Raw genomic sequence first — 20,917 nt, 5'->3', positions numbered from 1 at the left:
GCAGCTAAGGAGAAGCAGCCCGAAACGCATGATGTGCGTCACCATAGCCCAGGTCCGTGGAAGACGGACGTCCTGTTTCAGTATGCGGGACGGCCGTCACGTCAAGGGCGAAAGGTGACCTATCACTCCATTTCGCCAATCCTCGTCTCAGCTCGTGACAGCGACATCACACAGTGCCACATTCGAGGGATGAATCAGCACTCGTCTGCCTTCTGCACGATCGTCCCGCCGCACCTCCTGGAGCGGCTCGCCGCGTCCGACGACCCGGCGATCTCCGAGGCCGCCCGGCGCACGCTCCTGGTGGACACGGCGCAGCGCGCGGCGCGCACGCAGGGGCCGGCCGCCCCCGCGGACGCCGGGCCCTCCGACAAGCCGAAGCGCACCGTCTACGACGCCGGGCACCGCACGGAGCTGCCCGGCGCCCAGGTGCGCGGCGAGGGGGACGCCGCGGGGAAGGACGCCACCGTGAACCGTGCCTACGCCGGGCTCGGCGCGACCTTCGACCTCTTCGCGAAGGTCTACGGCCACCGCTCGATCGACGGCGCGGGCATGCCGCTCCTCGCGAGCGTCCACTTCGACGAGAAGTACGACAACGCCTTCTGGAACGGCGAGCAGATGGTGTTCGGCGACGGCGACGGCGAGCTGTTCCTCGACTTCACGCTCCCCGTCGACGTCATCGGCCACGAGCTGGCGCACGGCTTCACCCAGCACACCGCCAACCTGGCCTACTACGGCCAGGCCGGGGCGCTCAACGAGTCGGTCTCCGACGTCTTCGGCTCGCTCGTGAAGCAGTACGCCCTGGGCCAGACCGCCGCTGAGGCCGACTGGCTGATCGGCGCCGGGCTCCTCGGCCCCGCCATCGACAACGGCGTCGCGCTGCGCTCCATGAAGGAGCCCGGCACGGCCTACGACGACGACGTCCTCGGCAAGGACCCGCAGCCGGCCACCATGGCCGACTACGTGCGCACCAGCTCCGACAACGGCGGCGTGCACATCAACTCCGGCATCCCCAACCACGCCTTCTACCTGCTGGCCACCGAGCTCGGCGGGAACGCCTGGGAGCGGGCCGGACAGATCTGGTACGCCGTGATGACCGGCGGCACGCTGACCGAGGAGGCCCGCTTCTCGGAGTTCGCGCGGGCCACCGTGGCGACGGCGAAGGCGCTGTACGGCGACGGGGAGGAGCTCCAGGCCGTCCTGAAGGCCTGGACGGCGGTGGGGGTGCCCGCCGAGTGACCGCCTGGTAGACAGGGCCCATGCGGATTCGAGTGCGACGCACGGGCGGTTTCGCGGGCATCGAGCGGTCGGCGGAGGTGGAGGTCTCGGGACCCGAGTGGGAGTCCCTGTCCTCCACCGTCCTCGCGGACGGCGACGGCGACGACGGCCGGGGCGTGCCGGACGGCTTCTCGTACGAGATCACCGTCGACGGCCGCACGGTCCACTGCCGCGACCCCCGCCTCACGGACGCCCAGAGGACCCTCATCACGAGGGTCCTCAAGGAAGGCGCCTGAGCTTTCGGGGCCTGGAACCCCAGCTTGCGCAGCTGCTTCGGGACTCTTTTCCTGCCGTCCTCGCACCGCTCGGCCCCAGGGGCCCCACGGGCTCCGGGCGGCTGCGCCGGCCTCCGGCCGGACGGTGGTGGGACTCCTAGAACCCGAGCTTGCGCAGCTGCTTCGGGTCGCGCTGCCAGTCCTTCGCGACCTTCACGTGGAGGTCGAGGAAGACCGGGGTGCCGAGGAGCGCCTCGATGTGCTTGCGGGACTTCATGCCGACCTCCTTGAGGCGGCTGCCCTTGGGGCCGATGATGATGCCCTTCTGGCTGGGGCGCTCGATGTACACGTTGGCGTGGATGTCGAGCAGCGGCCGGTCCGCCGGGCGGTTCTCGCGCGGGATCATCTCCTCGACGACCACCGCGATCGAGTGCGGCAGCTCGTCCCGTACGCCTTCGAGCGCGGCCTCGCGGATCAGCTCCGCGACCATGACCTGCTCCGGCTCGTCCGTGAGGTCCCCCTCCGGGTAGAGCGGCGGGGACTCCGGCAGGAGCGGGATGAGCAGGTCGGCGACGAGCTGGACCTGCTTGTCGCCGACGGCCGAGACCGGGACGATCTCCTGCCACTCGAAGCCGAGCTCCTTGCCGAGCTGGTCGATGGCGATCAGCTGCTCGGCGAGGGTCTTGGAGTCGACCAGGTCGGTCTTGGTGATGATCGCGACCTTCGGGGTCTTCTTGATCCCGGCGAGCTCCTTCGCGATGAAGCGGTCGCCGGGGCCGAGCTTCTGGTCGGCGGGCAGGCAGAAGCCGATGACGTCGACCTCGGCCCAGGTGGTGCGCACGACGTCGTTGAGCCGCTCGCCGAGGAGGGTGCGCGGCTTGTGGAGGCCGGGGGTGTCGACCAGGATCAGCTGCGCGTCCGGGCGGTGCACGATGCCGCGGACGGTGTGCCGGGTGGTCTGCGGCCGGTTCGAGGTGATGGCCACCTTCTGGCCGACCAGAGCGTTCGTGAGGGTGGACTTGCCCGCGTTGGGGCGGCCGACGAAGCAGGCGAAGCCGGCCCGGTGGACGGCTTCGGTTTCTTGGTTGCGAGCGCTCATGGGGGCCATTGTCCCCGATGAGCGCCCGCGTCACGCACTCAGTGCCCGGCGACGCCGTATCCGCAGGCCGTGGAGCCCCGCCGCGCCGCCCACGACGAGGACCGCGGCGGCGAGCCAGGGCAGGGCCAGGAAGGACACGGTGCCGGTCTCCTCGACGTCCTTGGCGGTGGCGGTGAGGGTCACGTCGCCCCAGTCGAGCTGCGGGGAGCCGGTCCAGCGCTCGGTGAGCCGGATCTTCTGGCGGGGCAGCAGCTCGGCCGGCACCTTGGCCAGGTCGCGGTCGAGGAGGGTGCGGCCGAACAGGCCCCGGGCCTTCAGGACGACCTTGGGGTTGAGGGTGACGTTGCCCCGGTTGTGCAGGGTGTACGAGACGAGGGCGCTGCTCGTGCGGGTGCCGGGGACCAGCGGCCGGTCCTGGTCGAGGGTGACGTCCTCGACGGCGAGGGCGGGGACGGTCGGCCCGTTGACCCGGAGGTAGACGCGGGCGCCGACCGCGCGCTGGACGCCGACGGCGACGGAGCCCTTCCCGCCCCGGGCGATCCGCTCGTCGAGGGCGACGAGGGCCCCGGGATGGTCGCCGGGGTCGGCGTCGGCGGGGACGGTCAGGGTGTAGGGGACGGTGACGGCGGAGCGGGCCGGGACGGTGATCCGGGTCCGCTCGGGCCTGATCCAGGCCCCGGCGCCGGTCTGCTTCTCCTGCCGGGTGCGGACGGCGAAGCCGCCGTCCCGGTCGGTGTTGTAGGCGTCGGCGCCGTACAGCCGGAAGGTGAGCGGGGCGGACGTCTTGTTGGCCACGGTGACGCGGTCGGTGAGCGTCGTGCCGGGATCGGCGGAGAGGTAGAAGTACGGGCGGCCGCCGAGCCGGGAGGCGGCCGGGTAGACGGCCCACTCGCCGTTCTCGGCGGCCCGGGCGCCCGGCGCGAGGCCGAGCAGCACGAGGAGCGTGCTCAGGAGGAGGACGTACGGCTTCGTGCGCACGGGTGCGGACCCCCGGGGTGCGGATGGCGGAGCGGGCCGGCCGGGTGCGCGCCCGGCCCGCGGGACGGTCAGGACAGGGTCAGCGTGAGCACGCCCGCGTACGAGCCGGGCGCGGTGAACGCCGGGACGTCGAGGGAGAGCTGCGCGTCGACGGTGAACTCGCCGCCCGTGAGGGTGCCGTTCGGGGTGGAGGCGAGGGTCGCGCCGCCGCTGCCGACCGGTCCCGCCGAGCCGGCCGCGCAGGTGCTGGGGCTGCCGGCCTTGGCGGTGCAGGCGGGGGTCCAGGAGAGGTTCCCGGCGCCGATCGCGCCACCGGGGCCGGTGAAGTCGGTGACCTTGCCGGTCAGGGACCAGCCGGCGGGGCCGCCGCGGAAGTCCTTGACGGTCACCGTCTGCAGCGCGCCGGTGGCCGCGCCGCCCGCGCCGAAGTCGACGGAGGACAGCTGGACGGCGTCCCCGGCCTGTGTCATGGACAGCTCGCCCGCCGTGACGGCCGCGGTGATCGTCTGGCTGTTCGGCGGCGCCGGCACGACGACCTTGTACGCGGCGGGACCCGCGCCCTTCTCGGGGTCCCAGGCCGTGCCCTCGTACGCCACGATCCCGGTGGTCGCCGGGTCGTTCACCTTCAGGCGCGCGGCGAAGCCGCCCTCGCTGTCGGTGGTGACGGTCATCCGGTCGGCGGTCTCCGCCGCTCCGGCGCGGCCGACGACGGTGACCTCGGTGAGCGGGGTGAACCTGGCGCCGGTGACGGTGACCCGGACGCCGGGGTCGCCGGAGGCGCTGTCGAGCTGGAGCGCGCGGGTGTTGGGGCTGGTCACGGGGCTCGCGACGACCGTCTCGGAGACCGGGGCGGGCGGGTTGAGCACCGTACAGGGGGTGTCCAGCTCCATGAGGTAGCTGGTGTGGATGTTGTAGTCGCCGGGCGAGAGGGTGATCGACCCGGCCTCGGTGGCGGTGAAGGTGCCCGTCATGGAGAAGGCCGGGAAGGATCCCTTGCCGGGGACCGGCGGGTTCTTCTTGGGGCCGGTGACGGTGACCGTGCCGGTCTGGGCGCCGCCGAGGACCACCTTGCCGCTGGGCGTCATGATGTCGGCCGGGAGCGCGAGGTCGACGGGGTTGGACGCGGCGGGCTTGGTGACGGTGTAGGTGACGGTCACGGTCTCGCCGACCTTGGGGCTGGCCTTGTCGACCGTGATCTGGGCGGTGGTGGTGCCCTCGATCGGCGGGATCTGGGCGATCGGCGGCGGGACGCAGCGGGTCTGGAAGTCCACCGACTGCGAGGTGGTCGTCGCGCCGGCCGGGGCGGCGAGCGCGCCCGCGCCGGCGGCCGCGAGGGCGGTGACGCCGAGGACGGCGGTCCAGCGCCGTCTTCGGGACGCCGCCCGGGATCGGGTGAATGCCATGGTGTGCCCCCTCCTGAGGGATGAGTGGGCGCCATTGACGGCTGCGGGCGGAGAGAAGTCAATGGAATCGAGTTCCACCGACTGATGACCCATCAGACACTGTCAAGATCGGCGGTTTTCCCTCGTTTCCGCAGGTCACGGCCTCTGGTCACGACAGAGACCGGTGCCGCCGAGGGCGACACCGGTCCGGGTGGAGACGGGGCTCAGCTGAAGACGAACGGGCCCGGCGACTGCGAGGTCACCGCGTCGCAGTTCACCGTGACCCCGAAGATCACCATCTTGAGGGCGACCCCAGCGAAGTACGAGTTGAGGCTGTCGCCCGAGGCCACGGTCCCGCTGAGCGGGCCCATGACGACGGACTGCCCGGCGGCCCGGGCCGGGTTCTTCTTCCCGGTGAAGACCCGGGTGCCGCCACCGGCCTTGGCCAGCGTCAGGGTCGAGCTGATGGTGTCGGTACCGACCGCGATCGGCGTGGTGACGGAGGAGCTGATGGTGACGGTCGCGGAGGTGCCGCTCTGCGTGGCCGTGAGGGTGGCGGCGCCGCCGCCCCAGCTGCCGCAGTCGTACGTCGCCGTGGCCGAGCCCGGCGAGACGGCGCCGGCCGTCGGGGCGAAGGCGAGTCCGGCGGCGGCGAGCGCCCCGGTGAGCACGGCGACGGTCCCTAAGGTGCTTCTGCTTCTCATGGCGGGTTCGAACCCCTTCCGATGACGAACGCAGGGGTGCGGGCACTGCGTGAACGATGGAGATCTGACGGTCCGTCGGACGAACCGCTGTCATTGACGCGCAGACCGCCGGGGAAGGCAAGAGAAGATGCGGTGATCCTTCACAAACACACAAAGACGTGAGGGCCCGGCGCGCCGCCGGACCCTCATCGTCCCGTTCCCGCCGCTCGGCTCAGCCGGCGGTGACCGCCGTGCGCAGCTTGCCGTCGGGGCCCGCGAGCAGCACCGGGGTCTCCGGCCCGCCCAGGTCGCGTACGGCCGCGCGGTCCTCCTCCGAGGCGGCCTCGGCGTTCGACACCACGGCCGCCGCCTCCAGGGACTCGGCGCCGCTGGCCACGGCCATGGCGACCGCGGTCCGCAGGGCGCTCAGCTTGAGCGACTCCAGCTCCACGGTGCCGGCCACATAGGTGCGGCCCGTCTCGTCGCGCACGGCCGCGCCCTCGGGCACGCCGTTACGGGCGCGGGCGCTCCGCGCAAGGGTGATGATCTTGAGGTCCTCGGCGCCGAGGTCGCCGTGCTCGCTGCTGAGTGTCATGCCCCGAGCATAGGTCGAGGTCCGCACGCGCCCCTTCCGGTCTCAGCCCGTGATCGCCCCGGGTCTCACCCCGCGACCGGGCCGGGCCGACGGACGACGGCGACCGGCCCCGGTCGGCCGACGACGGCGACCGGCGACCGGCCCGGGTCGACAGGCGACCGGTCCGAGGGTCAGCCCGCGACCGGGTACATCGCCCCGCGGCGCCCCTCCGGCGAGACCAGCCACTCCAGCTTCTCGGCCGTGTCCGCCTCCGGGAGCGGGGTGTGCATCACGATCACCAGGTCCGGGCGGGCCGGGACCCTGAGCTGGGTGGCCTCGACGACCAGCGTGCCGACCAGCGGGTGCTCCATCTCCTTGCGGTTCTGGCCGCCAGGCAGGATGTCCCGCCGCTCCCACAGCTCCGCGAACTCCGGGCTGAGCTCCTTGGCCTCCTCGACCACCGCCCGGAAGCCCTCGTCGTCCGGGCACTCGGAGCACGCCGAGCGGAACTGCGCGACGACCTTCGGCGCCAGCTCCTCCCAGCGCTTCGACCGCGAGCGGTACAGCGGGTCCGTGAAGAACGCGGTCAGGCAGTTCTGCACGATCTCCTTGCGCATGCCGAGCACGATCGCCGCCGCGTCGTTCCACATCACGGTGTTCCAGTACTGGTCCATGATGTGCGCCGGGAACGGCATCCACGCGTCGATGAGCCGCCGCAGGCCCTGGCACATGTCCAGGTCCTCCGGGGCCGCCTCCAGCGGCGGCGGGTTCAGCGCAGCCAGGACGTACAGATGGCGCCGCTCGGCCGGGCTCAGCCGCAGCACCCGCGCCACCGAGTCGAGGACCTGCGGGGAGACCGTGATGTCCCGGCCCTGCTCCAGCCACTGGTACCAGGAGACCCCGACGCCCGCGAGGACCGCGACCTCCTCACGGCGCAGGCCCGGGGTGCGGCGGCGCGCGCCGCCGTCCGGGAGTCCCGCCTCGGCCGGGCTGACCCGGGCCCGACGGCTCATCAGGAACTCGCGCAGTTCGCCGAGTCGGTGCTGCTTCGCGCCGGCACTCTCGAGAGCGGTGGCCACGTGTGCTTCCTCCCCCTGGACGCATGGTGGATGCCTGGTGGTGCGACCAACAGGATAAGTACCCGCTCCCCGGCATTGTTCCCGTCCGCCGAAGGTGGGGGCATGGCAACGACGACCACCCCGCCCGAGTCCCCCACCTCCCCCTCCGCCTCCCCGGCCGCCCCGGCCGCTCCCCCGGCCCTCACCGGCCGTGACCGGCTCGTCCTCTTCGTCCTGTGCGCCGCCCAGTTCATGGTGGCGCTCGACTTCTCCGTCCTGAACGTCGCGCTGCCCGTCCTCGGCGCCGATCTGCGCTTCGACCCGTCCGCCCTCCAGTGGGCGGTCACCGCCTTCGCCCTGCCCTCCGGCGGCTTCCTGCTGCTCTTCGGCCGGATCGGCGACCTCTTCGGCCGCAAGAAGCTCTTCCTCTCCGGCCTCGTGCTCTTCGGCGCGGCCTCCCTGCTCGCCACCCTCGCCTGGAGCCCCGGCGCCTTCCTCGCCGGCCGGGCCCTCCAGGGCCTGGGCGCGGCGGCGATCGTGCCGACGGGCATGGCGCTGCTCACCACCGTCTTCCCCGAGGGCCCGCTGCGGGCCAGGGCGCTCGGCATCTCCGGCACCCTGATGTCCCTCGGCTTCACCATCGGCATGGTGCTCGGCGGCGTCATGACCGACACCCTCGGCTGGCGCTCCACGATGGCCCTGCTCGCCGTCTTCACGCTGATCGTGCTGCCGCTCGCCCCGAGCCTGCTGCCCGAGTCCCGCACCCCCGAGCGGCCCCGCCTCGACGTGCCCGGCGCGATGACCGTCACCGGCGGTCTGCTCTCCCTGATCTACGCCCTGACGACGGCGGCCGAGCGCGGCTTCGGCGGCGTGGACGTCCCGGTCACCCTCGCCCTGGGCGTGCTGCTGCTCGTGGCCTTCGGCGTGATCGAGTCCCGGCACCCGGCCCCGCTGGTCTCGCTGCCGGTGCTGCGCCGCCGTACCGTCGCCTTCGGCAACGTGGGCGGCCTGGTCACCTTCTCGATGATGTCGACGATCGTCTTCGTCCTGACCCTGTACCTGCAGGAGACCCTCGGCCTCTCGGCCTTCGCCTCCGGCATCGTCTTCGGCGTCCAGGGCGCCTTCTCGGTCCTCGCCGGCATGATCACCCCGAAGGTGATCGGCCGGATCGGGGCCCACCGCACCCTGGTGGTCTCGCTCGCCGGTCAGGGCCTGCTCACCGCCGGGATCCTCGGCATCGGCCGGGAGTCCGGCGCGGTCCTGGCGACCGTGGCCGTCTCCCTGGCGTCGATGCTGCACCTCGGCGCGATCATCTCGTACGGCGTGACCGTCACCTCCGGCGTCCGCGACGAGGAGCAGGGGCTCGCGACCGGTCTGGTCACCACCACCCAGCAGGTCGGTCTCACCGTCGGCATCCCGCTGCTCGGGGTGCTCGCCACCACCGGCACGGACCTCTTCGCCGGTGTCCGCACGGTCATCGCCCTGGACGCGGCGATCGTGCTGGGCGCTGCGGCCCTGGTCGCCCTCGGCCTGCGACGCCGGTCCTGAACCGCGGCCGGCGAGGGCCGGAGCCGTACGACCTCCGCCTCGGCTACGGCAGGTCAGGGCCGGAGCCGCACGACCCCGGCCTCGACTACGGCCGGTCAGGGCCGGAGCCGCACGACCCCGGCCTCGACTACGGCCGGTCGAGGCGGAGCCGTACCGCCTTCGGCAGGCCCGCGACCACCAGGTCGTACGAGTCCTCGACGAGCTCCCGGACCATCCGGTCCGGGAGCTCTCCGACGGTCACGGTGTTCCAGTGCCGCTTGTTCATGTGGTAGCCGGGAGCGATCGCCGGGTGCTCCTCGCGGAGCCGTACCGCCTCGTCCGGGTCGCACTTGAGATTGATCCGCAGCGGCCGGCCGTCGAGCCACGACAGCGCGAACATCTTCCCGGCGACCTTGAAGACGGAGACGTCCGGGCCGAACGGGAACTCCTCCGACGCGTCGTTGAAGTCCAGGCAGAAGGTGCGCAGCTCGTCGGGGGTCACGCCGGCTTCTCCTCCGGTTCCAGCGGTTCCACGAGCACGGTGACGATCTTGTTCCGGCGGCCGGCGGAGGCCTCGGCCGTCAGCCGCAGCGAGCGTCCGTCCGGCAGCTTCACGACCGCCTCGGCGCCCGAGATCGGGACCCGGCCGAGGGCCTTGGCGAGCAGACCGCCGACGGTCTCCACGTCCTCGTCGTCGTACTCGTCGGGGCCGAAGCCGTACAGCTCGCCGAGGTCGCCGATGTCGAGGCGGGCGGTGACCCGATAGCGGTCCTCGCCGAGCTCCTCGACGGGCGGCAGCTCCCGGTCGTACTCGTCGGTGATCTCGCCGACGATCTCCTCCAGGATGTCCTCGATGGTGACGATGCCGGCCGTGCCGCCGTACTCGTCGATGACGACGGCGACGTGGTTGCGCTCCTGCTGCATCTCGCGCAGCAGGTCGCCGGCGTTCTTGGTGTCGGGCACGAAGGCGGCGGGCCGCATCGCGGTGGACACCAGGTCGGCCTCGGAGTCCCGGTTGATGTGGGTCCGGCGGACCAGGTCCTTCAGGTAGACGATGCCGACGATGTCGTCCTCGTTCTCCCCGGTGACCGGTATCCGGGAGAAGCCGGAGCGCAGCGCGAGGGTGAGGGCCTGACGGATCGTCTTGTACCGCTCGATGCAGATGAGATCGGTCCGGGGCACCATCACCTCGCGGACGAGGGTGTCGCCCAGCTCGAAGACCGAGTGCACCATCCGGCGCTCCTCGTCCTCGATCAGCGACTCCTGCTCGGCGAGGTCGACCATGGCCCGCAGCTCGGCCTCGGAGGCGAAGGGGCCCTTGCGGAAGCCCTTGCCCGGGGTCAGCGCGTTGCCGATGAGGATGAGCAGCTGCGGGATCGGGCCCATGATCCGGGCCAGCGGCAGCAGCACGTACGCGGCGGCGGTCGCCGTGTTCAGCGGGTGCTGGCGGCCGATGGTGCGCGGCGAGACGCCGACGGCCACGTACGAGACGAGGACCATCACGACGATGGCGACGAGGAGCGCCTCCCAGGTCTCCGGGAAGGCCTCCAGGCAGGCGTACGTGACGAGGACGCCGGCCGCCATCTCGCAGGCGACGCGGACGAGCAGCGCCACGTTGAGATAGCGGGTCGGGTCGGCGGCGATCTGGGCGAGCTTCTCCGACCCGCGCCGCCCGGACCGGACGGCCTCGGCGGCGCGGAAGCTGGAGACGCGGGCGAGACCGGCCTCGGCGCAGGCGGCGAGCCAGGCGACGACGACCAGCGCGACCGCGCCGAAGATCAGCGAAGCGTCCATCGGGGTCAGGAGACGGTCGGGGCCGGGGACGGGCCGGTGAGCCCCTTCTCCGCGCGCCAGCCGTCGACGATCGCCGCCTGGAGGCCGAACATCTCGGCCTTCTCGTCCGGCTCCTCGTGGTCGTACCCGAGCAGGTGCAGCACCCCGTGGACGGTGAGGAGCTGGAGCTCCTCGTCCATGGAGTGCTGCGTCGGCGCGTCCTTGCCCTGCTGGGTGGCGACCTCGGGGCAGAGCACGATGTCGCCGAGGAGGCCCTGCGGGGGCTCCTCGTCGTCCTTCGACGGCGGGCGCAGCTCGTCCATCGGGAAGGACATGACGTCCGTCGGTCCGGGCAGGTCCATCCACTGGATGTGGAGCTGCTCCATCGCCTCCGCGTCCACGACGATCACCGAGAGCTCGGAGAGCGGGTGGATGCGCATGCGCGCGAGCGCGTAGCGGGCGATGTCGAGGATCGCCTGCTCGTCGACCTCGGTACCGGACTCGTTGTTGACGTCGATCGACATGGTGCTTGTGTACTACTTCCCGTTGCGGCCGTTGCGGCTGTCGTACTGCTCGTACGCGTCGACGATACGGCCGACGAGCTTGTGCCGGACGACATCCTGCGACGTGAGCGTCGAGAAGTGCACGTCCTGGACGCCGTCCAGGATGTCGCGGACCTGCCGCAGACCGCTCTTCGTCCCGTTCGGCAGGTCGACCTGGGTGACGTCACCGGTGATGACGATCTTCGAGTCGAAGCCGAGGCGGGTGAGGAACATCTTCATCTGCTCGGGGTTCGTGTTCTGTGCCTCGTCGAGGATGATGAACGCGTCGTTCAGCGTCCGTCCGCGCATGTACGCCAGCGGCGCGACCTCGATCGTCCCGCTCGCCATGAGCTTGGGGATGGAGTCCGGGTCGAGCATGTCGTGCAGGGCGTCGTAGAGCGGCCGCAGGTACGGGTCGATCTTCTCGTAGAGCGTGCCGGGCAGGAAGCCGAGACGCTCGCCCGCCTCGACGGCGGGGCGGGTCAGGATGATCCGGTTGACCTGCTTGGACTGCAGGGCCTGGACCGCCTTCGCCATGGCGAGATAGGTCTTGCCGGTGCCGGCGGGGCCGATGCCGAAGACGATCGTGTGCTTGTCGATCGCGTCGACGTACCGCTTCTGGTTGAGCGTCTTGGGGCGGATCGTGCGCCCCCGGCTGGAGAGGATGTTCTGCGTGAGCACCTCGGCGGGGGTCTCCTCGCCGCCCTCCGCCGATCCGTTCCCGCTCGCCCTGAGCATGGCGATCGAGCGTTCCACTGCGTCCTCCGTCATCGGCTGACCGGTGCGGAGCACCAGCATCATCTCGTCGAACAGGCGCTGGATCAGGGCGACTTCCGCCGCGTCTCCGGCCGCGCTGACCTGGTTGCCCCGCACATGGATGTCGGTCTCGGGGAACGACCGCTCGATCACGCGGAGCAGGGCGTCACCCGAGCCGAGCAGGGTCACCATGGGGTGCTTCGCGGGGACGGTGAAGTGGGCGCGGGCCTGTCCGGGCGCCTCCTCGCGGGGCGCTCCGTCGTGGGCTGTGGGTGTGTGAGTCATGGGCCGGCACTGTGGCCTGCACATACCTCCCGTTGCGGGGTCCTCGCCGCTCGACGACCTCTCGGCTACCAAGCCTACGACCAGGTGCCGACAAGCCCGTAGCGGTTTACGAGTGGGCCGCCCTGAACCCGATCGTCGGCACGGCCCTGCGCAGCGGCCACGCGCGGGCGGGGGCGGGCAGGAGCCGCTCCAGGAAGGCGTAGCGGCCGCGCAGCGCCTCGGGGTCCTGCCGGGCGTGGCCCTGGACGTGCTGCCACCAGGCGGCGATCTCGCCCCAGGTCGGGGCGGACAGCGAGCCGCCGAACTCCTGCACCGACAGCGCCGCGGTCAGGCCGGCGAAGGCGAGCCGGTCGGCGAGCGGCCAGTCGGCGAGGGTGCCGGTGACGAAACCGGCGACGAAGACGTCCCCCGCGCCGGTCGGGTCGAGGGCGGAGACCTGGATGGCGGGGACCTCGGCGGTCTCGCCGGTGGCGCCGTCGACGGCGTAGGCGCCCTCGGCACCCAGGGTGACGACGGCGTAGCGGACCTTGTCGGCGAGGGCGCGGGCGGCGGCCCGGGGGCAGTCGGTGCGGGTGTAGCGCATCGCCTCGGCGGCGTTGGGCAGGAAGGCCTCGCAGTGCTGGAGGTCGGTGAGGCCGGCCAGGTCCCAGCGGCCGGTGTCGTCCCAGCCGACGTCGGCGAAGACCTTGGCGCCGCCCCGGGCGGCCTGGGCGACCCACTCCTCGGAGCGGCCGGGCACGAGGGAGGCGACGGCGGCGCGCGCGTGCGGCGGGTAGGCGGGCAGGGCGCCGTCGAGCGGCGGGGCCTCGTGGCCGTGGGAGACCATCGTGCGCTCGCCCTCGTAGGCCATGGAGACGGTGACGGGCGAGTGCCACCCGGGCACGGTCCGGGAGAGCGACAGGTCGATCCCCTCGCCCTGCTCCAGGGCGTCCCAGCAGTACTCGCCGTAGTGGTCGTCGCCGAAGGCGGCGGCGAGCGAGGTGCGGAGCCCGAGCCGGGCGAGGGCGGTGGCCATGTTGGCGACGCCGCCCGGGCTCGACCCCATCCCCCGGGCCCAGGACTCGGTGCCGCGGACGGGCGCGCTGTCCAGGCCGGTGAAGATGATGTCCAGGAAGACGGTGCCGGTCAGGAAGACGTCGCAGGCCGGGTCGGTGGGCTCGCGCAGGCACACCAACGGGTCGACCCCTGCGTCGTGTTGCGGCTGCTCTCCCCTTGCTGTGGTCACGGCAGACTCCCCGGTCGCGGTGCGGATCAGATCAGTGTGCCCGATGGGGAGGGGGTGACGGGCGGGACGCACAGAAATACGGCCTCTTACCCCCGCCCCAACCTGCCAAACCGTTAGTGACCCGGATCACACACCGAACCGGCGGAAACCACCTTCTCCGGCCGCCCACCCGCTTGATACACATGGTTCCGCGACCCCGTGCGCCGCGCACGCCCCGGGCGCTCCACCCCTCTCCTTCCGTTCCTGGGAACGCCCATGTCCTCGCGGACCCGCGGCGGGGCCCTCGCCGCCCTCGTCGCCCTCTTCACCGCCGGCTACCTCGCCCCGTATCTGCTGCCGACCGTCGTCGGCCGCCTCTCCGCCGGACTCGGCCTCACGCCCGCCCAGGCGGGCCTGGTCGGCTCCGTCCTCCTCCTCGGCTCCTCGACCGCCGGCTTCACGCTCGCCGCGCGCGGGGAGCGGATCGGGCCGCGCCGCGCCGCCCGCGCCGGTCTGCTCGCGATGGCCGTCGGATACGGCTCCGCCGCCGCGACCGGCCTCGTGCCGCTGGTGGTCGCGGGCGCGGTCCTCGGCGGCCTCGGCTCGGGCACGGCGACGGCGGTGGCCGTGGCGGGGATCGCCGGACAGCGCGACCCGCACCGCGCCTCGACCCTGGGCCTGCTCTCCGTCTCGGCGGCGGCGGGCGCCCTCTACCTGACCCTCCCGCACCTCGGCGGCGGCCACGCCGCCCCGCTCCTCGCGATCGCCTGCGCGGCGACCCTGGTCTGGCCGGCCACGGGCCGCCTGCCGGGCGCCGGGCGCATGGCACGGGAGGCCACGGCGGCGGCCACGCGCGCGGTGTCGGAGGCCACGGCGGCCGTCGGCAGGGGGGCCGGGGCCACGGCGGCCCCGGGGCCCCTGCCGTACCGGCGGGCCGGTGCCGTACTCGCCGGAGGCGTCCTGTGCTGGTCCCTCGCGCAGAACGCCCTGTGGGGCGTGAGCGGCCGCATCGGCCTCACCCAGGCCGGCCTCTCCGAGGTCACCGTCGGCGCGGTCTTCGCGGCGGCGCTCGGCGCGGGCCTCGCCGGCGTCACGGCGGCGGGCGCGCTCGGCTCGCGCCTGGGCCGGGCGGTCCCGATCGGCGCGGGCACGGTGATCATCGCGGGCTGTGTGTGGCTGAGCTCGTCCGCCGAGGACCTCACCGGCTTCGCGACCGGCGAGATCCTGTGGAACACCGTCTACCCGGTCGTCCTGTCCTACCTCCTGGGCCTGGCCGCCTCCCTCGACCCGCGCGGCCGCTGGGCCGTCATGGTGGGCTCGGCCTCCTCCCTCGGCGTGGCCTGCGGCCCGGTGACCGGCTCCCTGCTCTCCGACCGCGCGGGCTACCCGGGCATGGGCCTGGTCCTCTGCGCCCTGCTCCTGCTGGTCGCCGCCCCCATGACGGCGGTCGCCCGCCACGCCTCCGGCCGCCCGCTGGTCCCGGGCTCGATCCGCCGGCGCGGCGGGGCGCCCGCGGCGGTGCTCGCGGGGCGGGGTTCGGGGACGGCGGCCCTGGTTCCCCAGGTGGGAGCGCCCGAGCAGGAGGTCACGCCGGTGGCGGTCCCGGCGGGGCGCCGCCGCATGGCGAAGTCGACGTTCCGCCTGGCCCGCCCGTCGGACCGGGGCTGAGGACTCACTCCTGACCGAACCGCCAGAGGCGGTCGGCGTACGGGCCGCAGGGGCCCTGGTCGACGGGTGCGGTCTCGTGGGCGGCCGCGCCGGGAACGGCGAGGCAGAGCCCGCTGTTGGCGTTGACGATCCGGTGGAGCGGGCGTCCTCCGCTGTCCCGCTTCTGGTACTCGACCCGCCAGAAGTGGTCGGGGTAGTCGCCGCAGGGGAACTGGTTGACGTGCACCGCCGCGTCCTTGCTCGCGCCCGGTACGGCCGCGCAGTAGCCGCTGTTGCCGTTCACGATCCGGTAGCGGGTCCGGCCCGCGCCGTCCGTGCCCGCGGCCTGCAGGCGCCAGAAGTGGTCGGCGTACGGACCGCAGCCGAACTGGTTCAGGTCGACGACCTCGGTCGAGGCGCCGGGCACCGCGAGGCACAGACCGCTGTGGCCGTTCACGATCCGCACGAGCGAGCCCACGGGAGGCGCCACGGCGCCGCCGTCGTCCTGCCGGGCGGGCGGGGCGGGCGCCTTGGACTGCCGGGCGGGCTGGGTCGTCGCCGGAGCCCTGGTGGGAGCCCGGGTCGGCGACGGCGCGGAGACCGGCGGCGAGGGGCTCGGCGACGCCGGGGACGGGGACGTCGCGGAGGCCGGCGGGGCGGCCGGGGCGGCGCTCGTGGTGGACGAGGCCGCGGAAGGCGCGCCCTGGACGGGTGGCGCGCCCGCGCTGCCCGCGCGCTGCGTCTGTGCCAGGACCGTCGCGAGAACGCCGATCAGCGGCACCACGGCCCCGACCACCCACCAGGCCCACCGGGGCGGCTGGTAGGGCGGCCGGCCGACGGCCGTACCCGGGTCCGTGCTCGTGGAGTCCCCCGTGGGACCGGACGCGTCTGACACCCTGTGCTCCCCCCGAGACGACTGTCGGCGCCCAGTATCACCGCGCGGGGAGCCCGCGGAGCCGGTACGGCGAAACCCGCGGAGCCGGTACGGCGGAAAACCGCCGCTACGCGTCGAACTCGTACGCCTCCACCTCGGCGAGGTACCGCGCCCGCCGCTCCTCGTCGTCCTCCAGGAACGACGCCCGGAAGGAGTTCCGCGCCAGCTCGCGGAGCTGCTCCGGCGACAGGCCCAGCGCGTCGCGCACCCCGTCGAAGTTGTCGCCCGCGTACCCGCCGAAGTACGCGGGGTCGTCGGAGTTGACGGTGACGAGCAGCCCCGCCGACATCATCGCGGCGAGCGGATGGTCGGCGAGGGCGTCGATGACGCGGAGCCGGACGTTCGAGAAGGGGCACACCGTCAGCGGGATCCGCTCGCGGGCCAGCCGGTCGACGAGCTCCGGGTCCTCCATGCAGCGCAGCCCGTGGTCGATCCGCTCCGCTCCGAGCACGTCGAGCGCCTCGCGGACGTAGGCCGCCGGGCCCTCCTCGCCCGCGTGGGCGACGCGGCGCAGGCCGAGCCGGGCGGCCTCCTCGTACACCTCGCGGAACTTGGCCGGCGGGTGGCCGACCTCCGCCGAGTCCAGGCCGACCCCGGTGATCCGGTGCAGGTACGGCTTCGCGGCGTCCAGGGTCGCGAGCGCCGACTCGGCCGACTCGTCGCGCAGGAAGCACAGGATGAGCCGGGTGGAGATCCCGTACCGCTCCTCGGCGCGGTCGAGGGAGGCGCCGAGGCCCTCGATCACGGTGCCGATCGGGACGCCGCGGGCGGTGTGCGCCTGCGGGTCGAAGAAGATCTCGGCGTGCCGGACGCCCTGGGCCGCGGCCCGCTCCAGGTAGGCGTCGGCGAGCTCGGTGAAGTCCTCGGCGGTGCGCAGGACCGCCATCAGGTTGTAGTAGAGGTCCAGGAAGGACTGGAGGTCGCTGAAGCTGTACGCCTCGCGGAGGGCCTCGGTGTCCGCGTACGGCAGGGTGACGCCGTTGCGGGCGGCGAGCGCGAAGGCGAGCTCGGGTTCGAGGGTGCCTTCGATGTGGAGGTGCAGTTCGGCCTTGGGTACAGGCATGTTCACGTTCGTTTCGGTACGGGGACCCTCATGAGGTCCTGGGCGATGCTCAGCTCGCCGTCGAACCCGGCCGCCCGCGCCTGCCGTTCGAAGGCGGTGGGGTCGGAGTAGCGCTGCGAGAAGTGGGTCAGGACGAGGTGCCGGACGCCCGCGTCGCGTGCGACGGTGGCGGCCTGTCCGACCGTCAGGTGGCCGTGGTCGGTGGCGAGCCGGACGTCCTCGTCGAGGAAGGTCGACTCGATGACGAGCATGTCGGCGCCTTCGGCGAGGGCGTGCACCCCGTCGCAGAGCCGGGTGTCCATGACGAAGGCGAAGCGCTGCCCGCGCCGGACCTCGCTGACGTCGTCGAGGGAGACGCCGTCGAGGCTGCCGTCGCGCTGGATCCGGCCGACGTCGGGGCCCTTGATGCCGTGCGCGGCGAGCTTCTCGGGCAGGAGGCGGCGCCCGTCGGGCTCGATGATCCGGTAGCCGTAGGACTCGACGGGGTGGGAGAGCCGGCGGGCGTCCAGGGTGAAGGACCCGGTGACGGCGAGCGGCCCGTCGGCGGCCACCGGGGCCTCGGTCAGCCGCACGGTCTCGCGGTAGGCCGTGGCGTACCGCAGCCGCTCGAAGAAGTGCTGCCCGCTCGCCGGGTAGTGGGCGGTGACCGGGTGGGGGACCTGGTCGAGGTTGATCCGCTGGATCACCCCGGCCAGGCCGAGCGAGTGGTCGCCGTGGAAGTGCGTGACGCAGATCCGGTCGAGGTCGTGCGCGGCGACCCCGGCCCTCAGCATCTGGCGCTGGGTGCCCTCGCCCGGGTCGAAGAGGATGCCCTTTCCGTCCCAGCGCAGCACGTAGCCGTTGTGGTTGCGGTGCCGGGTCGGCACCTGGCTCGCGGTCCCGAGGACGACCAGTTCGCGTACGGACACGGGTTACCCGGGGGGCCAGTTGAGGCCGCGGCCGCCGAGGACGTGCGCGTGGGCGTGGAAGACGGTCTGGCCGGCGCCCGCGCCGGTGTTGAAGACGATCCGGAAGCCGCTGCCGTCGATCTTCTCCTGCTCGGCGACCTCGCCCGCCTCGCGCAGTATGTCGGCGGCGACGGTCGGCGCGGCGGCGGCCAGCGACGCGGCGTCGGGGTAGTGCAGGCGCGGGATCACGAGGACGTGCGTCGGCGCCTGCGGGTTGATGTCGCGGAACGCGACGGTGGTCTCCGTCTCGCGCACGATCGTCGCCGGCACCTCCCCTTCCACGATCTTGCAGAACAGGCAGTCGCTCTGCGGCTCTCCGGCCATGTCCCGGGCCTCCTCGGTCTGATGGCGATCACTGACCATGTACTGGCCGTGCCTTGACGATCAACTACCCGGTCATGCTATCCGCCGCCTCCGACAGCCGACGGAAAACCCCACGGGCCGGGGGAAGGCCTACTCCTTGGGTGCGCGGCGGTTGAGCGCCGAGCGGCTCACCCAGTACGTGATGATCACGCCCCAGAAGAGGGGCGTGCCGAATCCGCTCACCACGCCCGAGTCGAAGGACCACAGGGCGAGCGAGACGAGCGAGTAGAGGCCGAGGAGTCCGACGGCCCCCGCCATGAACAGCACGGGCCGGCAGTTGCGGGCCACGAGGAGCAGGGGCCGGCGCAGCCGGGGCGGCACCCGGCGGGCCATCCACACCCCCCACCCGGCCCAGGCGCCGAGGATCACGGCCCCGCCGACCAGGAGCGGCACGGCCGCGTCCGCCCAGGTCGCGCGGCCGGGGATCGCGGCGATGGCGACGGCGGAGGCCAGGAAGCCGACGAGGGCGACCCAGCGGGCCCCGGCGGCGGTGTTCCAGGCCATGGCCTCCAGGTTGTAGCGGGCCTTGCGGTCGTGGAGGTCGAGCGCGGCGGAGGCGACGAAGCCCTCGGCGGCCTGCGTCCAGGCCCCGCGCCGGAACCAGCGGCGGCGCAGCCGCAGCAGCGAGAGGTTGTTGTGGGCCTCGCTGCTCTGCGGGTTGAGCCGCAGGGTCGTCTCGTACGCCCGCTGCGCGGTGGCGTGGTCGCCGCGCCGCTGGGCGGTGAGGCCGACCAGGAAGTGGGCCGCGTCCTCCTCGGGGGCGAGGCCGACGGCGGTCCGCGCCGCCTCGTACGCCTCGACGGTACGCGCGGGCGTGCGCGCGTGTTCGGCGTGCTCGGCGAGGGCGGTGCCGAGCGCGTAGTGGGTGCCCCAGTACTGCGGGGCGAGTGCGACGGCGTGCCGGGCGGTGGCCTCGGCCTCCTGGAACCGTCGGTCGGCGAGCAGGACGTGGACCCGCATCAGCCAGCCCCCGAGCAGCTCGGGCTCGGCCCGCAGCGCCTGGTCGACGGCGGCGAGGGCGGCGGTCCGGTCGCCGGCCCGGTGGTGGCAGCGGGCGAGCAGGACGAGCGCCTCGGCGTCCTCCGGTTCGGTCGCCAGGTGCCGGGCGACGAGCTCGCCGGCCTGCGCGTACCGCCCGGTCTCGTAGAGCGCCTCGGCGCGGGCGAGCGCGGTGGAGGCGGTCACAGCTTGCGCTTCCGCTTGAGGTGGGCGAGGAGGTCGTCGTACAGACCGCCCTCGTTGGCGAACATGGCGACGTTCCGGGCGGCGGCGAACCACGGCTCCGTGGACGGCTTGATCTGCCGGGCCGCGCCGAGCAGGTCCTTGGTGGTGATCAGGCGTACGGAACCGGTGCGGGCGGAGTCGAGGAGCGCGGCCTCGGCGGCCGTCTCACAGACGTGCGCGAGGTCCGCGCCGGAGAAGTCCTCGGTGGCCTTGACGAGTTTGCCGAGGTCGACGGCCTCGATGGGGCGCTCCCGCAGGTGGTAGCGGAGGATCGACTCCCGGGCGGCGGCGTCCGGCGGCAGCACGAGCAGCGTGCGGTCGAGGCGGCCCGGGCGGCGCAGCGCGATGTCCACGTCCCAGGGCACGTTGGTGGCGGCGAGGACGAAGACGCCCTCGTTGCCGGCGCCGCTCGCGATGCCGTCGAGCTCGGTGAGGAGCTGGTTGACGACGTTGCGCAGGCCGCTGTGGTGGGTGCGCGAGCGCTTGGCGCCGAGGGCGTCCAGCTCGTCGAGGAAGACGACGCAGGGCGCCTGGCGGCGGGCGGTCTCGAAGATGTCGTGGATGTTCTTCTCGGAGGCCCCGATCCACATGTCGAGGACGTCGGAGAGCGAGACGGTGAGGAAGTTCGCGCCGAGCTCGCCCGCGACGGCCCGCGCGATGAACGTCTTGCCGCAGCCGGGCGGGCCGTAGAGGAGGAGGCCGCCGCGGAGCGACTTGCCGTACAGCCTGCGCAGTTCGGGGTTGCGCATGGGCGCGAGGAAGGCGGCCTCCAGGCGCTCCTTGACCTCGTCCATGCCGCCGACGTCGGCGAGGCGCACGGCGCCGGGGGCGTCGACGTCCCAGGCGGCGGCGTCCCCGGCGGTCCCGCCGGCACCGTCGGCCTGCGGGGCGTCCAGGAACCGGGGCCCGACGAGGTCCCGGACCTGCTGCTCGGCGGCGTCCCAGTCGAAGGAGGGGACGACGGGCTCTTCGGGGGCGGGGGCGGGGTTTTCGGAGACGGGCGCGGGCTTTTCCGGAGCCGAGGCGGGGTTTTCGAAGACCGGCGCGGGCTTTTCCGGAACCGACGCGGACTCGACCGGCACGGCGGGCTCGGCGGGCTCGGCGGGCTTTTCCGGAGCCGACGCGGGCTCGGCGGCCTTTTCGGAGACCGGCGCGGGCGCCGGGGCCATCCCCATCGCGCGGACCATCAGCGCGCGGGCGGCCGCGTCGCCGGGCGCGTGCTGGAGAGCGACGGCCGCCTCCGCGACGGCCTCGTCGCCCAGCCCCTCGGCGAGGAGGAGTTCGGCGAAGTGGAGGCGCAGGGGCACGTCACCGGGGGCGGCGGCCACGGCGGCGCGCAGACTGCGGATGAGGGGGGACTCGTCGGCCATGCGGGTCAGCCTAAGGAG

General features: G+C 73.1%; 22 protein-coding genes. 5 read left to right on the top strand and 17 right to left on the bottom strand.

The window, feature by feature from the left end; all coding sequences use genetic code 11:
- Window positions 1-189 precede the first annotated feature (189 nt).
- Both BLW86_RS25385 and BLW86_RS25380 read left to right on the top strand, forming a co-directional pair.
- Window positions 190-1,236, top strand: coding sequence for a M4 family metallopeptidase (locus tag BLW86_RS25385; RefSeq protein WP_093876180.1), 1,047 nt, complete (start codon window positions 190-192; stop codon window positions 1,234-1,236).
- 20 nt (window positions 1,237-1,256) lie between these two features.
- On the top strand, window positions 1,257-1,511 hold the full coding sequence (locus BLW86_RS25380; protein ID WP_093876179.1) for a protealysin inhibitor emfourin: 255 nt from the start codon (window positions 1,257-1,259) through the stop codon (window positions 1,509-1,511).
- A 136-nt stretch (window positions 1,512-1,647) separates the two neighbouring features.
- On the opposite strand, the gene era is transcribed toward BLW86_RS25380, so the two are convergent.
- The 6 genes from era to BLW86_RS25350 form a co-directional block, all read right to left on the bottom strand.
- The gene (era, locus tag BLW86_RS25375) at window positions 1,648-2,598 is read right to left on the bottom strand and encodes a GTPase Era (protein WP_371129588.1); all 951 of its coding nucleotides are present in this window, start codon (window positions 2,596-2,598) and stop codon (window positions 1,648-1,650) included.
- 21 nt (window positions 2,599-2,619) lie between these two features.
- Window positions 2,620-3,567, bottom strand: coding sequence for a WxL protein peptidoglycan domain-containing protein (locus tag BLW86_RS25370; RefSeq protein ID WP_107466126.1), 948 nt, complete (start codon window positions 3,565-3,567; stop codon window positions 2,620-2,622).
- A 68-nt stretch (window positions 3,568-3,635) separates the two neighbouring features.
- Entirely contained in the window at window positions 3,636-4,970 is a 1,335-nt protein-coding gene (locus tag BLW86_RS25365) for a beta-xylosidase (RefSeq protein WP_093876176.1), read from the bottom strand.
- Between the two features lie 203 nt (window positions 4,971-5,173).
- Window positions 5,174-5,653, bottom strand: a complete 480-nt coding sequence (locus BLW86_RS25360) for a hypothetical protein (protein WP_093876175.1) — start codon at window positions 5,651-5,653, stop codon at window positions 5,174-5,176.
- 211 nt (window positions 5,654-5,864) lie between these two features.
- Window positions 5,865-6,227: a cytidine/deoxycytidylate deaminase family protein gene (locus tag BLW86_RS25355; protein ID WP_030684815.1), complete on the bottom strand. Its 363-nt coding sequence runs from the start codon at window positions 6,225-6,227 to the stop codon at window positions 5,865-5,867.
- Between the two features lie 170 nt (window positions 6,228-6,397).
- The gene (locus tag BLW86_RS25350) at window positions 6,398-7,219 is read right to left on the bottom strand and encodes a helix-turn-helix transcriptional regulator (RefSeq protein ID WP_093878852.1); all 822 of its coding nucleotides are present in this window, start codon (window positions 7,217-7,219) and stop codon (window positions 6,398-6,400) included.
- 168 nt (window positions 7,220-7,387) lie between these two features.
- Here BLW86_RS25350 and BLW86_RS25345 point away from each other — a divergent pair, with 168 nt between their 5' ends.
- Window positions 7,388-8,812, top strand: a complete 1,425-nt coding sequence (locus BLW86_RS25345; RefSeq protein ID WP_093876174.1) for an MFS transporter — start codon at window positions 7,388-7,390, stop codon at window positions 8,810-8,812.
- Window positions 8,813-8,939: 127 nt separating this feature from the next.
- Here the strand turns inward: BLW86_RS25345 and BLW86_RS25340 are convergent, their stop codons facing one another.
- The 5 genes from BLW86_RS25340 to BLW86_RS25320 all read right to left on the bottom strand — a co-directional run bounded on the left by BLW86_RS25340 (window position 8,940) and on the right by BLW86_RS25320 (window position 13,372).
- Window positions 8,940-9,293, bottom strand: coding sequence for an MmcQ/YjbR family DNA-binding protein (locus tag BLW86_RS25340; RefSeq protein WP_093876173.1), 354 nt, complete (start codon window positions 9,291-9,293; stop codon window positions 8,940-8,942).
- Window positions 9,290-10,585, bottom strand: a complete 1,296-nt coding sequence (locus BLW86_RS25335; RefSeq protein WP_093876172.1) for a hemolysin family protein — start codon at window positions 10,583-10,585, stop codon at window positions 9,290-9,292. Before BLW86_RS25335 ends, BLW86_RS25340 begins: the two co-directional genes overlap by 4 nt.
- Before the next feature lie 5 nt (window positions 10,586-10,590).
- Entirely contained in the window at window positions 10,591-11,088 is a 498-nt protein-coding gene (gene ybeY / locus BLW86_RS25330) for an rRNA maturation RNase YbeY (protein ID WP_041129173.1), read from the bottom strand.
- 12 nt (window positions 11,089-11,100) lie between these two features.
- Window positions 11,101-12,147, bottom strand: coding sequence for a PhoH family protein (locus BLW86_RS25325; RefSeq protein WP_093876171.1), 1,047 nt, complete (start codon window positions 12,145-12,147; stop codon window positions 11,101-11,103).
- 106 nt (window positions 12,148-12,253) lie between these two features.
- The gene (locus BLW86_RS25320; RefSeq protein WP_093876170.1) at window positions 12,254-13,372 is read right to left on the bottom strand and encodes a carbohydrate kinase family protein; all 1,119 of its coding nucleotides are present in this window, start codon (window positions 13,370-13,372) and stop codon (window positions 12,254-12,256) included.
- Between the two features lie 255 nt (window positions 13,373-13,627).
- On the opposite strand from BLW86_RS25320, the gene BLW86_RS25315 reads away from it, so the two are divergent.
- Window positions 13,628-15,019 (top strand): MFS transporter, encoded by a 1,392-nt coding sequence (locus BLW86_RS25315; RefSeq protein WP_093876169.1) that lies wholly within the window; start codon window positions 13,628-13,630, stop codon window positions 15,017-15,019.
- A 4-nt stretch (window positions 15,020-15,023) separates the two neighbouring features.
- Here BLW86_RS25315 and BLW86_RS25310 read toward each other — a convergent pair whose 3' ends face one another.
- Window positions 15,024-15,488, bottom strand: coding sequence for an RICIN domain-containing protein (locus tag BLW86_RS25310; RefSeq protein WP_093876168.1), 465 nt, complete (start codon window positions 15,486-15,488; stop codon window positions 15,024-15,026).
- Between the two features lie 40 nt (window positions 15,489-15,528).
- On the opposite strand from BLW86_RS25310, the gene BLW86_RS25305 reads away from it, so the two are divergent.
- Window positions 15,529-15,822 carry a hypothetical protein gene (locus tag BLW86_RS25305; protein WP_143060274.1) on the top strand — a complete coding sequence of 98 codons (294 nt, stop codon included), beginning with the start codon at window positions 15,529-15,531 and terminating at the stop codon, window positions 15,820-15,822.
- Window positions 15,823-15,999: 177 nt separating this feature from the next.
- Here the strand turns inward: BLW86_RS25305 and BLW86_RS25300 are convergent, their stop codons facing one another.
- The 5 genes from BLW86_RS25300 to BLW86_RS25280 form a co-directional block, all read right to left on the bottom strand.
- Window positions 16,000-16,995: an adenosine deaminase gene (locus BLW86_RS25300; RefSeq protein WP_093876166.1), complete on the bottom strand. Its 996-nt coding sequence runs from the start codon at window positions 16,993-16,995 to the stop codon at window positions 16,000-16,002.
- A gap of 2 nt (window positions 16,996-16,997) precedes the next feature.
- Window positions 16,998-17,903: a ribonuclease Z gene (locus tag BLW86_RS25295; protein ID WP_093876165.1), complete on the bottom strand. Its 906-nt coding sequence runs from the start codon at window positions 17,901-17,903 to the stop codon at window positions 16,998-17,000.
- Window positions 17,904-17,906: 3 nt separating this feature from the next.
- Window positions 17,907-18,266: a histidine triad nucleotide-binding protein gene (locus tag BLW86_RS25290; RefSeq protein WP_093876164.1), complete on the bottom strand. Its 360-nt coding sequence runs from the start codon at window positions 18,264-18,266 to the stop codon at window positions 17,907-17,909.
- Between the two features lie 129 nt (window positions 18,267-18,395).
- On the bottom strand, window positions 18,396-19,490 hold the full coding sequence (locus tag BLW86_RS25285; protein WP_093876163.1) for a tetratricopeptide repeat protein: 1,095 nt from the start codon (window positions 19,488-19,490) through the stop codon (window positions 18,396-18,398).
- Window positions 19,487-20,899: an ATP-binding protein gene (locus BLW86_RS25280; RefSeq protein WP_093876162.1), complete on the bottom strand. Its 1,413-nt coding sequence runs from the start codon at window positions 20,897-20,899 to the stop codon at window positions 19,487-19,489. Before BLW86_RS25280 ends, BLW86_RS25285 begins: the two co-directional genes overlap by 4 nt.
- Between the last annotated feature and the right edge of the window lie 18 nt (window positions 20,900-20,917).

This window comes from Streptomyces sp. TLI_105 (assembly GCF_900105415.1).
In the GTDB taxonomy this organism is placed as follows: Bacteria; Actinomycetota; Actinomycetes; order Streptomycetales; family Streptomycetaceae; genus Streptomyces.
The sequence above is the reverse complement of the archived record's forward strand: the minus strand, read 5'-3'. Positions and strand labels throughout refer to the sequence as shown.

Bases quoted from the DNA above. Each gene is read 5' to 3' on its own strand.
- BLW86_RS25385 (WP_093876180.1), top strand. From the start codon at position 190: ATGAATCAGCACTCGTCTGCCTTCTGCACGATCGTCCCGCCGCACCTC.
- BLW86_RS25380 (WP_093876179.1), top strand. From the start codon at position 1,257: ATGCGGATTCGAGTGCGACGCACGGGCGGTTTCGCGGGCATCGAGCGG.
- era (WP_371129588.1), bottom strand. From the start codon at position 2,598: ATGGCCCCCATGAGCGCTCGCAACCAAGAAACCGAAGCCGTCCACCGG.
- BLW86_RS25365 (WP_093876176.1), bottom strand. From the start codon at position 4,970: ATGGCATTCACCCGATCCCGGGCGGCGTCCCGAAGACGGCGCTGGACC.
- BLW86_RS25360 (WP_093876175.1), bottom strand. From the start codon at position 5,653: ATGAGAAGCAGAAGCACCTTAGGGACCGTCGCCGTGCTCACCGGGGCG.
- BLW86_RS25355 (WP_030684815.1), bottom strand. From the start codon at position 6,227: ATGACACTCAGCAGCGAGCACGGCGACCTCGGCGCCGAGGACCTCAAG.
- BLW86_RS25350 (WP_093878852.1), bottom strand. From the start codon at position 7,219: ATGAGCCGTCGGGCCCGGGTCAGCCCGGCCGAGGCGGGACTCCCGGAC.
- BLW86_RS25345 (WP_093876174.1), top strand. From the start codon at position 7,388: ATGGCAACGACGACCACCCCGCCCGAGTCCCCCACCTCCCCCTCCGCC.
- BLW86_RS25335 (WP_093876172.1), bottom strand. From the start codon at position 10,585: ATGGACGCTTCGCTGATCTTCGGCGCGGTCGCGCTGGTCGTCGTCGCC.
- ybeY (WP_041129173.1), bottom strand. From the start codon at position 11,088: ATGTCGATCGACGTCAACAACGAGTCCGGTACCGAGGTCGACGAGCAG.
- BLW86_RS25325 (WP_093876171.1), bottom strand. From the start codon at position 12,147: ATGACTCACACACCCACAGCCCACGACGGAGCGCCCCGCGAGGAGGCG.
- BLW86_RS25315 (WP_093876169.1), top strand. From the start codon at position 13,628: ATGTCCTCGCGGACCCGCGGCGGGGCCCTCGCCGCCCTCGTCGCCCTC.
- BLW86_RS25300 (WP_093876166.1), bottom strand. From the start codon at position 16,995: ATGCCTGTACCCAAGGCCGAACTGCACCTCCACATCGAAGGCACCCTC.
- BLW86_RS25290 (WP_093876164.1), bottom strand. From the start codon at position 18,266: ATGGCCGGAGAGCCGCAGAGCGACTGCCTGTTCTGCAAGATCGTGGAA.
- BLW86_RS25280 (WP_093876162.1), bottom strand. From the start codon at position 20,899: ATGGCCGACGAGTCCCCCCTCATCCGCAGTCTGCGCGCCGCCGTGGCC.